General features: G+C 71.9%; 9 protein-coding genes and 1 riboswitch. Of the genes, 7 read left to right on the forward strand and 2 right to left on the reverse strand.

Annotated elements, in window-relative coordinates; all coding sequences use genetic code 11:
- Position 1 precedes the first annotated feature (1 nt).
- Complete coding sequence (locus ACZ63F_RS39200; protein ID WP_469718485.1) at positions 2-1093, reverse strand: Gfo/Idh/MocA family protein; 1092 nt, start codon at positions 1091-1093, stop codon at positions 2-4.
- A 167-nt stretch (positions 1094-1260) separates the two neighbouring features.
- Here ACZ63F_RS39200 and ACZ63F_RS39205 point away from each other — a divergent pair, with 167 nt between their 5' ends.
- The 3 genes from ACZ63F_RS39205 to ACZ63F_RS39215 all read left to right on the forward strand — a co-directional run bounded on the left by ACZ63F_RS39205 (position 1261) and on the right by ACZ63F_RS39215 (position 4836).
- Positions 1261-2298, forward strand: a complete 1038-nt coding sequence (locus tag ACZ63F_RS39205; RefSeq protein ID WP_469718486.1) for a sugar phosphate isomerase/epimerase family protein — start codon at positions 1261-1263, stop codon at positions 2296-2298.
- A gap of 200 nt (positions 2299-2498) precedes the next feature.
- Positions 2499-3665: a citrate synthase gene (locus ACZ63F_RS39210; protein WP_469718488.1), complete on the forward strand. Its 1167-nt coding sequence runs from the start codon at positions 2499-2501 to the stop codon at positions 3663-3665.
- Between the two features lie 85 nt (positions 3666-3750).
- Positions 3751-4836: a CobW family GTP-binding protein gene (locus tag ACZ63F_RS39215; RefSeq protein ID WP_469718489.1), complete on the forward strand. Its 1086-nt coding sequence runs from the start codon at positions 3751-3753 to the stop codon at positions 4834-4836.
- Here ACZ63F_RS39215 and ACZ63F_RS39220 read toward each other — a convergent pair.
- Positions 4833-7289 carry a DNA gyrase/topoisomerase IV subunit A gene (locus tag ACZ63F_RS39220; RefSeq protein ID WP_469718499.1) on the reverse strand — a complete coding sequence of 819 codons (2457 nt, stop codon included), beginning with the start codon at positions 7287-7289 and terminating at the stop codon, positions 4833-4835. The genes ACZ63F_RS39215 and ACZ63F_RS39220 overlap by 4 nt on opposite strands.
- Before the next feature lie 301 nt (positions 7290-7590).
- On the opposite strand from ACZ63F_RS39220, the gene ACZ63F_RS39225 reads away from it, so the two are divergent.
- From ACZ63F_RS39225 to ACZ63F_RS39240, 4 genes are all read left to right on the forward strand, one after another.
- The gene (locus ACZ63F_RS39225) at positions 7591-8985 is read left to right on the forward strand and encodes a M16 family metallopeptidase (RefSeq protein ID WP_469718490.1); all 1395 of its coding nucleotides are present in this window, start codon (positions 7591-7593) and stop codon (positions 8983-8985) included.
- The gene (locus ACZ63F_RS39230; RefSeq protein ID WP_469718492.1) at positions 8982-10370 is read left to right on the forward strand and encodes a M16 family metallopeptidase; all 1389 of its coding nucleotides are present in this window, start codon (positions 8982-8984) and stop codon (positions 10368-10370) included. The genes ACZ63F_RS39225 and ACZ63F_RS39230 overlap by 4 nt, the downstream gene beginning before the upstream one ends.
- A 191-nt stretch (positions 10371-10561) precedes the next feature.
- Positions 10562-10725, forward strand: a riboswitch (cyclic di-AMP (ydaO/yuaA leader).
- Between the two features lie 12 nt (positions 10726-10737).
- Positions 10738-11493 (forward strand): M23 family metallopeptidase, encoded by a 756-nt coding sequence (locus ACZ63F_RS39235; protein WP_469718493.1) that lies wholly within the window; start codon positions 10738-10740, stop codon positions 11491-11493.
- Between the two features lie 377 nt (positions 11494-11870).
- A complete protein-coding gene (locus ACZ63F_RS39240) occupies positions 11871-12566 on the forward strand; it encodes a GntR family transcriptional regulator (RefSeq protein WP_351502842.1) in 696 nt (231 codons plus the stop codon).
- Positions 12567-12856 lie beyond the last annotated feature (290 nt).

Genomic DNA, 12856 nt, shown 5'->3' on the forward strand with positions numbered 1-12856 from the left:
CTCACCTGCCCGCGGCCGGTACGTCCACCCAGCCGCCGCCGCGCGCCGAGTCGACCACCGCCTCGGCGAGCTCCGCCGCGCGCAGTCCGTCCGCGAAGGACGGCATCCCGGTGACCGGTTCGCCGCGGACCGCCGCGTAGGTGTCGGCCACGAAGTCGGCGAAGGCCTCGTAGTAGCCCTGCGGATGCCCGGCCGGCAGACCGGCCGCCCGCCCGGTGGGGGCGCCGGGCCTGTTCGGGTCGCGCAGCAGCACCTCGTTGGCGGTCCGGCCGCCGATCCACAGCGACTCGGGGGTCTCCTGGCGGAACGCGTAGCTGGCGTCCGGCCCGTCGAAGGAGAACGACAGCGCGTTCTTGTACCCGGCGGAGACCTGGCTGACCACCACCGACCCGATCGCACCGGCGTCGGTTTCGAGGAGGACGACCGCGCCGTCCTCGGTCTCGACCGGGCGCGGGGTGCCGTCGGCCCCGGGCCGTGCCAGGACCGCGCGGGCGAAGGATGCGTTCACCCGGGTGATCCGCTGCCCGGTCACGAACTCGGCGAGATCGCACCAGTGGACCCCGATGTCCCCGAACGCGCGCGTGGCGCCGCCGTCCGCCGGGTCGACCCGCCAGTTGGTGGCCTCGGTGTCGGCCAGCCAGTCCTGCAGATAGCTGCCGTGGATCAGCCACGGCGGCCGGTGCCCGGGCCGCAGGATCCGCTCGCGCGCCTCCCGTACGGACGCGTAGTAGCGGTAGACGAAGGGCACGGCGGTGACGAGCCCGCGCTCCGCCGCCAGTTCGGTGAGCTCGCGTGCGGTCGCGGCGTCGGTGGCCAGCGGCTTCTCGCAGACGACCGGCACCCCGGCGGCGAGGGCCGCGCGGCAGAACCCGGCGTGCGTGGCGTTGGGCGTGCACACGTGCAGGACGTCGACGCCGTGCCGCAGCAGGTCCTCGACCGAGTCGAAACCCTGCCCGGCCCGGAACTCCGCGGCGGCGCGCCGGCCCTTTCCGGGCGTCGACCCGACCACGCCCACGACGTCGCCGCCGGCCACGAGCGCGGACCGGGTGTGCACGGCCCCCATGAAGCCGGTACCGATGACACCGACACGCATGACACGTACCTCTTCTCTCTCCCAGGAGCTGCTGGAGCTGCTGGAGCTGGACGGAGCTACCCGATCTAACGCGTGAACAGATCGAAAAAGCGGAGAGCGACGACTCCCGCAAGGTCGACTTTTGCTCACCGTAAGCTAAAGTGGCGGGAACGCCAAGGAGGCCGCACATGAACCAGAGCCAGGCACAGAGCCGGGAATCGGCCCGGCAGCCGGTCACCCTCTTCACCGGTCAGTGGGCGGATCTGCCGTTCGAGGAGGTGGCGCGGCTGGCGAGCGAGTGGGGTTACGACGGACTGGAGATCGCGGCCTCCGGCGACCATCTGGACCTGGCCCGCGCGGAGGCCGATCCCGACTACCTGCCCCACCGGCAGGCGATCCTGGAGCGCCACGGGCTGAAGGTCTGGGCGATCTCCCACCACCTCGGCGGCCAGGCCGTCTGCGACGACCCGATCGACTTCCGCCACCAGGCGATCCTGCGCCCGGAGATCTGGGGCGACGGCGACCCGGAGGGCGTCCGGCAGCGCGCGGCCGAGGACATGAAGCGCGCCGCCCGCGTCGCCCGCAGGCTCGGCGCAGACACCGTCGTCGGGTTCACCGGATCGAAGATCTGGAAGTACGTGGCGATGTTCCCGCCGGTCTCCCAGGCGGTGATCGACGACGGCTACGAGGACTTCGCGCGCCGCTGGAACCCGATCCTCGACGTCTTCGACGCCGAGGGCGTGCGCTTCGCCCACGAGGTCCACCCGTCCGAGATCGCCTACGACTACTGGACCAGCGAGCGCACCCTCGAAGCGATCGGCCGCCGCCCGGCCTTCGGCTTCAACTGGGACCCCTCGCACATGATCTGGCAGGGCGTCGACCCCGTCGGCTTCATCACGGACTTCGCCGACCGCATCTACCACGTCGACTGCAAGGACACCCGCCTGCGGCCGCCGTCGGGGCGCGCCGGGATCCTCGGCTCCCACCTGCCCTGGGGCGACCCGCGCCGGCGCTGGGACTTCGTCTCCGTCGGCCACGGCGACATGCCCTGGGAGGACGCCTTCCGCGCCCTGGCCGCCATCGGCTACGAGGGGCCCGTCTCGGTGGAGTGGGAGGACGCGGGCATGGACCGGCTGCACGGCGCGGCAGAGGCCGTCGGCCGGATCCGCTCCGCCCTGTGGCCGCTGCCGAAGGCGTCCTTCGACTCGGCGTTCAGCAACCAGTGAGCACGCCCGGGCGGCGGTCGATGACCTCGCCCGGGCAGCCGCCGCTCACCCCGCCAGGGCAGCAGCCGTCGCACCCCACCCGGGCGCCTGCCTGTCGGTGCCGGTCGCGGGCATGGATAGTTGATCCAATCAATGTTGACAGGCATTTCGTCAATGATGGACAGTCGAGTCAAGTTCAAGGAGGAAAACGGAGGCAGGCCATGACCGTCAACAGGACCGCGTCGACCCTTGTCGAGGTGCCGCGCGGGCTCGCCGGCGTCGTCGTCACCGACACCGAGGTCGGTGACGTCCGGGGGAGCGAGGGCTTCTACCACTACCGCCAGTACTCGGCGGTGGAACTCGCCCGCACGCGTGGCTTCGAGGACGTCTGGCACCTCCTGGTCCACGGCCGGCTGCCGGACCCGGAGCGCGCGGCCGCCTTCGCCGCCGAGACCGCAGCGCTCCGGCGCCTGCCGGCCGAGGTCCGGACGGCCCTGCCCGCGGTGTCGGCGGCGAGCGGCACGTCAGGCCCCCTGGCCGGCCTGCGCACCGCCCTCTCGCTGCTCGGCGCGGCCAAGGGGTTCCGGCCGGTGTACGACGTCGACGCGGACCGGCGCCGGGCGGACACGGTCGCCGCCTGCGCGGCGGTACCGACGCTGCTCACGGCGCTGTACCGGCTGGGGCAGGGACTCGACCCGGTGGAGCCGCGCGAGGACCTGTCGTACGCGGCCAACTACCTCTACATGCTGACGGGCGCGGAACCCGATCCGCGGCGGGCGCGTGCGGTCGAGCAATACCTGATCTCAACCATTGATCACGGATTCAATGCATCAACGTTCACCGCACGCGTCATCGCGTCGACGGGCGCCGACGTCGCGGCGTGCCTCGTGGGTGCCGTCGGCGCCCTGTCCGGGCCGTTGCACGGGGGTGCGCCCAGCAGGGCGCTGGACACCCTGGACGCGATCGCGACACCCGACCGGATCGACCCGTGGATCCGCGAACGGGTCCTCGCCGGCGACCGCGTGATGGGCTTCGGGCACGCCGTCTACCGCACGGAGGACCCGCGGTCCCGCATGCTCCGCGAGATCGCCCAGGACTTCGGTGGCCCTCGGGTCGAGTTCGCCGTGGAGGTCGAACGGCACGTCGAGCGGATCCTCGCCGAACTGAAGCCCGGCCGCGAACTCCACACCAACGTCGAGTTCTACGCGGGCGTGGTCATGGAACTGTGCGGCCTGCCCAGGGAGATGTTCACCCCCACCTTCGCGGCGGCCCGCGCGATCGGCTGGAGCGCCAACATCCTGGAACAGGCGACGGATTCGAAGATCATCCGGCCGGTGGCACGGTACGTGGGGCCGAAGCCGGAGGTGGCCGGCGCCGTCGCCGTGTAGCCGGACCGGGGCGCGGTGTCCGGTCCGGCGGGATTTCCTATCCTGGACCGGCCCGCCACCCCCGCCCGCGCGAAAGAGGCCCCCGTTGGAGCACCGCCCCACCCCCCGGCAGATCCCGGTCGTCGTCCTCGCCGGATTCCTGGGGTCCGGGAAGACCACGCTCCTCAACCATTTGCTGCACCGCAGCGGAGGCAGCCGGATCGGGGCGATCGTCAACGACTTCGGGGCCATCGAGATCGACGCGATGGCCGTGGCCGGCGCCCTCGGCGACTCGACCGTCTCGCTCGGCAACGGGTGCCTGTGCTGCGCCGTCGACGCCAGTGAACTGGACGTCTACCTGGAGCGGCTCGCGGGCCCCGGCACCGGCGTCGACGTCGTCGTCATCGAGGCCAGCGGTCTCGCCGAACCCGAGGAACTCGTCCGGATGCTGCTCGCCAGCGAGCACCCCGGCATCGTCTACGGCGGCCTCGTCGAGGTCGTCGACGCCGCCGAGTTCGACGACACCCGCGCCAAGCACCCCGAGATCGACCGGCACCTCGCCCTCGCCGACCTGGTCGTCGTCAACAAGCTCGACCGGGCCGCGGAGGGCGGCGAGCGCGTCCTCGGGCTGGTGCGGTCGCTCAGCGACCGCGGGGCCGCCGTCGTCCCCGCGACCTACGGCCGTGTCGATCCCGAGTTCCTGTTCGACTGCCGGCCCAGCACCGAGCGCGTCGGACAGCTGTCCTTCGACGACCTGCACGTCCACCACGACGGCGACGCCGACGGCGGTGAGCACGAGGGGCATCTGCACACCGCCTACGACACCCTGTCCTTCGCCACGGCGCTGCCCCTGGACCCCCGTCGGCTGATGGCCTTCCTCGACAGCCGTCCCGAGGGGCTCTACCGGATCAAGGGGTACGTCGACTTCGGGCCGTACGATCCGGGACATCGCTACGCCGTGCATGCCGTGGGCCGGTTCCTGCGGTTCTACCCGGAGCCCTGGGGCCGCGGCGAGGACCGGCTCACGCAACTCGTGCTGATCGGCTCCGGCATCGACGCGACCGCGCTCCGCAAGGAACTGGAGGCGTGCACGAACGACGCCCCACACGCCGACGAACACGGCATGTGGGGCGTCCTGCGCTACGTCCAGGGCCTGGCGGAGGGCCCCGACGGCGACGGGTACGAGGTCTAGACCGGGCCCGCCACCACCGACACCGTCTTCGCCAGCGACACGCCGGAGCCGTCGCGGCGCGGGTCGATCTCCGGGAGGTCGACCGGGGTGCCGTTCTTCTGCGCCGCCTTCGCCGGGACCGGGCCCGCCCAGGCGAAGGACAGGCAGTCCTCGCCCTTCAGGAACCGCTGGCAGCGCACGCCGCCGGTGGCCCGGCCCTTGCGGGGGTACTGGTCGAACGGCGTCAGCTTGGCCGTCGTCTGCACCGAGTCGTCGAGGGTGCCGCGCGAGCCGGCCACCGTGAAGACCACCGCGTCGGCCGCCGGGTCGACGGCGGTGAAGGAGATGACCTTCGCGCCCTCGGTGAGCTTGATGCCGGCCATACCGCCCGCCGGGCGGCCCTGCGGGCGCACCTGGGAGGCCTGGTAGCGCAGCAGCTGCGCGTCGTCCGTGATGAAGACCAGGTCCTCCTCGCCGGTGCGCAGCTCCACCGCGCCGACGATCCGGTCGCCCTCCTTGAGGGTGATGACCTCCAACTCGTCCTTGTTGGACGGGTAGTCGGGGACCACGCGCTTGACCACGCCCTGCTCGGTGCCGAGGGCGAGACCCGGCGAGGACTCGTCCAGCGTGGTCAGGCAGACCACCGTCTCGCCGTCCTCCAGCGAGAGGAACTCGGAGAGCGGGGCGCCGCCGGCCAGGTTCGGGGCGGTCGCCGTCTCCGGGAGCTGGGGGAGGTCGACGACGTTGACGCGCAGCAGCCGGCCCGTCGAGGTGACCGCGCCGATCTCACCGCGCGCGGTCGCGGGGACCGCCGAGACGATGACGTCGTGCTTGGCGCGCTTGCCGTCGGTGTCCGCCGGGAACGGCTCGCCGTTCGTGGTGCGGGCGAGCAGGCCCGTCGAGGACAGCAGCACCCGGCACGGGTCGTCGGCCACCTGGAGGTCCACCACGGCCGCCGGGGCGCCCGAGGCCTCCAGCAGGACGGTGCGCCGTTCGGTGCCGAACTTCTTGGCCACCGCGGCCAGTTCGGCCGAGACCAGCTTGCGCAGCTCCGCGTCCGAGTCCAGGATCCGGGTCAGCTCGGCGATCTCCGCGGTGAGCCTCTCCTTCTCCGACTCCAGCTCGATGCGGTCGTACTTGGTCAGCCGGCGCAGGGGCGTGTCCAGGATGTACTGCGTCTGGATCTCCGACAGCGAGAAGCGCTCCATCAGGCGCTGCTTGGCCTGCGCGCTGTTCTCGCTGGAGCGGATCAGCCGGATGACCTCGTCGATGTCGACGAGGGCGGTGAGCAGACCCTCCACCAGGTGCAGGCGGTCGCGGCGCTTGCCGCGGCGGAACTCGCTGCGCCGGCGGACCACGTCGAAGCGGTGGTCCAGGTAGACCTCGAGCAGCTCCTTGAGGCCCAGGGTGAGCGGCTGGCCGTCCACCAGGGCCACGTTGTTGATGCCGAAGGACTCCTCCATCGGCGTCAGCTTGTAGAGCTGCTCCAGGACCGCCTCCGGCACGAAGCCGTTCTTGATCTCGACGACCAGGCGCAGCCCGTGCTCGCGGTCGGTGAGGTCCTTGACGTCGGCGATGCCCTGCAGCTTCTTGGCGTTGACCAGGTCCTTGATCTTGGCGATGACCTTCTCGGGGCCGACCGTGAAGGGCAGTTCGGTGATGACCAGGCCCTTGCGGCGGGCCGTCACCGTCTCCACCGCCACCGTGGCCCGGATCTTGAAGGTGCCGCGGCCCGTCTCGTAGGCGTCCCGGACCCCCTCCAGGCCGACGATGCGGCCACCGGTGGGCAGGTCGGGGCCGGGGACGTGCTTCATCAGCGCGTCCAGGTCCGCGTTCGGGTAGCGGATCAGGTGCCGGGCCGCCGCGATGACCTCGCCGAGGTTGTGCGGCGGCATGTTCGTCGCCATGCCGACGGCGATCCCCGACGAGCCGTTCACCAGCAGGTTCGGGAACGCGGCGGGCAGCGCCACCGGCTCCTGCTCCTGGCCGTCGTAGTTGGGCGCGAAGTCGACCGTGTCCTCGTCGATCGACTCGGTCATCAGGCTGGTCGCCTCGGCCATCCGGCACTCGGTGTACCGCATGGCGGCCGGCGGGTCGTCGTTGCCCAGTGAGCCGAAGTTGCCGTGGCCGTCGACCAGCGGGACCCGCATCGAGAACGGCTGGGCCATGCGCACCAGCGCGTCGTAGATCGACGAGTCGCCGTGCGGGTGCAGCTTGCCCATCACCTCGCCGACCACGCGCGCGCACTTCACGTAGGCGCGGTCGGGGCGCACACCCATCTCGTTCATCTGGTAGACGATCCGGCGGTGCACCGGCTTGAGGCCGTCGCGGGCGTCCGGCAGGGCGCGCGAGTAGATGACCGAGTACGCGTACTCGAGGTAGGAGCCGCGCATCTCGTCCACGACGTCGATGTCGAGGATTCTCTCCTCGAACGAGTCGTCGGGCGGCGGGGTCTTCGTGCTGCGGCGGGCCATCGCTGCCGGCTCCTTGCTCATGCGTGAACGGGATCTGACGCGGACCATTGTGGACCGCGGCACTGACAACCCGGGCCAGGACCCGGTCTCCGCGGCCCGCCCCGGTGCCCGGAGGCCGCCCGGAGCGCGGCCCGGAGACATGCGAGGCGGGTCGGACGCAGGCTACGCGATCCACCCGCGCGATCCGCTGTGGGCGTACGTCGTGCGGGAACTTCGCCCGGCCCCCGCACGCTTGCATACAGTGGCAGGACCGGTAGAAAAACCGCGGTTCGGGACCGCTTCCGCGAGCGAAGGGACGTACATGCCCATGGGTCACACGACCACGGCCGAGACAGGCTCCGGGGGCCTGGCAGCGACCGAGCACCGCTTGGCCAACGGTCTGCGCGTGGTGCTCTCCGAGGACCACCTGACCCCGGTCGCGGCGGTCTGCCTCTGGTACGACGTCGGTTCCCGGCACGAAGTCAAGGGGCGTACCGGCCTGGCTCACCTTTTCGAGCACCTGATGTTCCAGGGTTCCGCCCAGGTGAAGGGCAACGGCCACTTCGAGCTCGTCCAGGGCGCCGGCGGCTCGCTGAACGGCACCACGAGCTTCGAGCGCACCAACTACTTCGAGACCATGCCCGCCCACCAGCTGGAGCTCGCGCTCTGGCTGGAGGCCGACCGCATGGGCTCGCTGCTCGCGGCCCTGGACGACGAGTCGATGGAGAACCAGCGGGACGTCGTCAAGAACGAGCGCCGCCAGCGCTACGACAACGTCCCCTACGGCACGGCCTTCGAGAAGCTGACCGCGCTCGCCTACCCGGAGGGCCACCCGTACCACCACACGCCGATCGGCTCGATGGCCGACCTGGACGCGGCCACCCTGGAGGACGCCCGCGCGTTCTTCCGCACCTACTACGCGCCCAACAACGCGGTGCTCTCCGTGGTCGGCGACATCGACCCGGAGCAGACCCTCGCCTGGATCGAGAAGTACTTCGGTTCCATCCCGGCGCACGACGGCAAGCCCACCCCGCGCGACGGCTCGCTGCCGGAGGTCATCGGCGAGCAGCTGCGCGAGGTCGTCGTGGAGGAGGTCCCCGCGCGGGCGCTGATGGCCGCCTACCGGCTCCCGGAGGACGGTACGCGCGCGTCCGACGCGGCCGACCTGGCCCTCACCGTCCTCGGCGGCGGCGAGTCCTCCCGCCTCTACAACCGCCTGGTCCGGCGCGACCGTACGGCCGTCGCGGCCGGCTTCGGCCTGCTGCGGCTCGCCGGTGCGCCCTCGCTCGGCTGGCTGGACGTGAAGACCTCCGGTGACGTCGAGGTGCCGGTCATCGAGGCCGCCATCGACGAGGAGCTCGCCCGGTTCGCCGAACAGGGCCCGACGCCCGAGGAGATGGAGCGCGCCCAGGCCCAGTTGGAGCGCGAGTGGCTGGACCGGCTCGGTACCGTCGCGGGCCGCGCGGACGAACTGTGCCGCTTCGCCGTCCTGTTCGGCGACCCGCAGCTCGCCCTGACCGCCGTGCAGCGTGTCCTGGCGGTCACCCCGGAGGAGGTCCAGGAGGTCGCCAAGGCCCGTCTGCGGCCCGACAACCGCGCGGTGCTCGTCTACGAACCGAAGTCCCCGGAGACGGTCGAGGACGCCGACGTACCCGAGGACCCCGAGGCCGAAGCCACGGTCGAAGCCGGCGACAACAACGAGGAGAGGGCCAAGTGACCGAGCTCGCCACCATGGACTTCCACCCCCAGCCGCAGCCGGGCGAGGCCAAGCCCTGGGCCTTCCCGGCACCCGAGCGCGGCACCCTGGACAACGGCCTGACCGTGCTGCACTGCCACCGCCCCGGCCAGCAGGTCGTCGCCGTCGAGGTGCTCCTGGACGCGCCCCTGGACGCCGAGCCGGCCGGCCTGGACGGCGTCGCCACGATCATGGCGCGCGCCTTCTCCGAGGGCACCGACAAGCACTCCGCCGAGGAGTACGCCGCCGAGCTCGAGCGGGCCGGTGCCACCCTCGACGCGCACGCCGACCACCCCGGCGTCCGGATCAGCCTGGAGGTCCCGGCCTCCCGGCTCGCCAAGGGCCTCGGGCTGCTCTCCGACGCGCTGCGGGCGCCCGCCTTCGCCGAGAGCGAGGTCGAGCGGCTGGTCCGCAACCGCCTCGACGAGATCCCGCACGAGCTGGCCAACCCCAGCCGGCGCGCCGCCAAGGAGCTCTACAAGGAGCTGTTCCCGTCGACCGCGCGGATGTCCCGGCCGCGCCAGGGCACCGAGGACACCGTCGAGAAGATCGACGCGGCCGCCGTCCGTGCCTTCTACGACCGGCACGTGCGCCCCGCCACGGCCACGGCGGTCGTCGTCGGCGACCTGACCGGCATCGACCTGAACGAGCTGCTCGGCGAGACCCTGGGTGCCTGGCGCGGTTCCACCGCGCAGCCCCGCCCGGTCCCGGCGGTGACCGCCGACGACACCGGCCGGGTCGTCATCGTGGACCGCCCCGGCGCCGTCCAGACCCAGCTGCTCATCGGCCGTGTCGGCGCCGACCGGCACGACCGGGTGTGGCCCGCCCAGGTGCTCGGCACCTACTGCCTGGGCGGCACCCTCACCTCCCGCCTGGACCGCGTCCTGCGCGAGGAGAAGGGCTACACCTACGGCGTCCGCTCCTTCGGGCAGGTCCTGCGGTCCGCCCCCGACGGCACCGGCGCCGCGATGCTCGCCATCAGCGGCTCCGTGGACACCCCGAACACCGGGCCGGCCCTGTCGGACCTGTGGACGGTGCTGCGCACGCTCGCCGCCGAGGGCCTCACGGACGCCGAGCGCGACGTGGCCGTGCAGAACCTCGTCGGGGTGGCGCCGCTCAAGTACGAGACCGCGGCGGCCGTCGCGGGCACCCTGGCCGACCAGGTCGAGCAGTACCTGCCCGACGACTTCCAGGCCACGCTGTACCGGCAACTGGCCGCCACCGGCACCGTGGAGGCCACCGCGGCGGTCGTGAACGCCTTCCCGGTGGACCGCCTGGTGACGGTCCTCGTCGGGGACGCGGCGCAGATCAAGGAGCCCGTGGAGGCTCTCGGGATCGGCGAAGTCCACGTCGTCGCCGCCGAGTAGCGGCGCGCGCGTGCGGAGCCCTGGTGACCATCCCGGTCACCAGGGCTCTGGAATGTCCGAATTGGGGCGGAGGTTGCCTGTCTGCCCTGTGGGATGCGCGACAAAAACGGTGATCCGTTTGAGCATTGAAGGCGGGCCCTCGTAGGTTCTTCCGGGCTGTCCGTCAGGCATCGCGCCGCGTCCGCGGCACCGGACAGCCATCGCCGAGTCCCCGTACGGCGCGAGCCAGGGGAGCCGGGGACCCACGCAGTCCCTGGGGTGAATCGGGCGCCCGCGCGTGTCGCGAGGGGGTCCGTAGGAGACCTTCCTGCTCCGAACCCGTCAGCTAACCCGGTAGGCGAGAGGGAAGGAAAGGACCAGCCTCTACATGGCGTTCATGTGCGCCTCCGGGAAGCATCGTCGTCCCGGCCGGGTGAAGCGCACCACCGCGCAGGCCGCCGGCATCGCGGCCCTCACCACCACAGGTGTCATCGGCACCGTCTCCGCCGCCCCGGCGCTCGCCGCCGAGAACTCCGTGGAGCAGACCGGCCTCACCCCGGTCATCACGATCAGCGACTCCGTCGCCGAGCAGATCGACGCCCAGGCCGCCGCCCAGAAGGCGGTCGCCGAGCGCAAGGCGGCCGAGGAGGCCGCCCGGAAGAAGGCCGCGGAGCAGGCCAAGAAGGAGCGCGCGGCCAAGGCTCGCGCCGCCCGCGAGGCCGAGCGCAAGCGCCTCAACACCTTCGTCGCGCCGATCAGCGACTCCTACGTCTCCACCGGCTACAAGACCGGCGGCTCCCTGTGGTCCTCCGGTGCCCACACCGGCATCGACTTCCACGCCGCGAGCGGCACGGTCGTGCACGCGGTCGGCACCGGCACGGTCGTCTCCACCGGCTGGGGCGGCGCGTACGGCAACGAGATCGTCATCAAGATGGCCGACGGCATGTACACCCAGTACGGCCACCTCTCGTCCATCGGCGTCTCGGTGGGGCAGCGGGTCACCCCGGGCCAGCAGATCGGGCTCTCCGGTGCGACCGGCAACACGACCGGCCCCCACCTCCACTTCGAGGCCCGTACTACCCCCGAGTACGGCTCCGACGTCGACCCGGTCGCCTACCTCCGCAAGCACGGCGTGAACGTCTGAGGGAGCTGGACGCGGGTCCGGCGCCGAGGCCGACGTGGGGTCGCGGTGCGGTCGTCGGGTGCGGGTGCGCCGTGGCTGGTCGCGCAGTTCCCCGCGCCCCTGAAGGGGCGCTGCGGTGACGCCCCTGAAAGGGGCGCGGGGAACTGCGCGAGCAACCCCCACGTACCCGCACCCGACGACCGAGCACCGACGACAACCCGCGACATCTTCCGAAGCTCCGGCCCCACCGCCGGGGCTTTCGTCGTTTTCGTGCCCCTGCTGTCCAAAATATATCCCTGGATTCCGGCCCCCCTTCGGAAATTCCGGCTCATTGCAATAGAGTCACGGAACGAGCGCCACTCGGCGGCGTTTCACGGGGATTAAGGCGGAGGTCGGACATGCGTATTCCGGCGCACTCGGTATGCACGGCGATCCGGGACGACATCGTCGCGGGTGTCTACGAGCGGGGCAGCCGGCTCACCGAGGAACTCCTGGCCCGTCGTTACGGGGTCTCGCGCGTCCCCGTCCGTGAGGCCCTGCGCACGCTGGAGGCCGAGGGCTTCGTGGTGACGCGCCGGCACGCGGGCGCGTGCGTGGCCGAACCGACCGAGCAGGAGGCCGCCGACCTGCTGGAGATGCGCATGCTCCTGGAGCCGCTCGGCGCCTCCCGGGCCGCCCAGCGCCGCACCGAGGCCCACCTCAAGGTGCTGCGCGGACTGGTCAGGCTGGGGCAGGAGCGGGCCCGGCGGGGCAACAGCGAGGATCTGCGCTCCCTGGGCGGCTGGTTCCACGAGACCCTCGCGCAGGCCTCCGGCAGCCACGCCCTGACCTCGACGCTCACCCAGCTGCGCCACAAGATCGCCTGGATGTACACCGTGGAGACGCCCGCCAACCCCGTGGAGTCCTGGACGGAGCACGGCGCCATCGTGGACGCGGTGGCGCGGGGGGACGGCGACCGTGCCCGGGCGATCACGGCCCTGCACACCGAACGCTCGACGGTCTCCCACCGGCTGCGATTTCCCGGCGCCACCGAACGGGCGAACGGTGTGAGGACTTCGCAACATCCCGTAAACATGTCGGGCCTGCGGCATTAACACGCGCGCCGTATACAAAGAGGTGTTATTCGGCGGGGTGTATTTCCGCTGCCCTAATTCACGCGCGCCGGGAATTCACGGTCGCGCTCGTTTCGTATGCCCGCGGTAAAGTCGGGTGCCGGGTTTCCGTGAACTCCGGGGCGGGGCCGGCGTAAAGCCGGGTGCGGTCCCGTCCGGGCGGCGGTGAAACGACGGGGCCGGGGGGGGGGGGGGGGGGGGGGGGGGGGGGGGGGGGGGGGGGGGGGGGGGGGGGGGGGGGGGGGGGGGGGGGGGGGGGGGGGGGGGGGGGG

The organism is Streptomyces sp. NPDC104761, assembly GCF_055583445.1.

Bases quoted from the DNA above. Each gene is read 5' to 3' on its own strand.
- ACZ63F_RS39200 (WP_469718485.1), bottom strand. From the start codon at position 1,093: ATGCGTGTCGGTGTCATCGGTACCGGCTTCATGGGGGCCGTGCACACC.
- ACZ63F_RS39205 (WP_469718486.1), top strand. From the start codon at position 1,261: ATGAACCAGAGCCAGGCACAGAGCCGGGAATCGGCCCGGCAGCCGGTC.
- ACZ63F_RS39210 (WP_469718488.1), top strand. From the start codon at position 2,499: ATGACCGTCAACAGGACCGCGTCGACCCTTGTCGAGGTGCCGCGCGGG.
- ACZ63F_RS39220 (WP_469718499.1), bottom strand. From the start codon at position 7,289: ATGGCCCGCCGCAGCACGAAGACCCCGCCGCCCGACGACTCGTTCGAG.
- ACZ63F_RS39225 (WP_469718490.1), top strand. From the start codon at position 7,591: ATGCCCATGGGTCACACGACCACGGCCGAGACAGGCTCCGGGGGCCTG.
- ACZ63F_RS39235 (WP_469718493.1), top strand. From the start codon at position 10,738: ATGGCGTTCATGTGCGCCTCCGGGAAGCATCGTCGTCCCGGCCGGGTG.
- ACZ63F_RS39240 (WP_351502842.1), top strand. From the start codon at position 11,871: ATGCGTATTCCGGCGCACTCGGTATGCACGGCGATCCGGGACGACATC.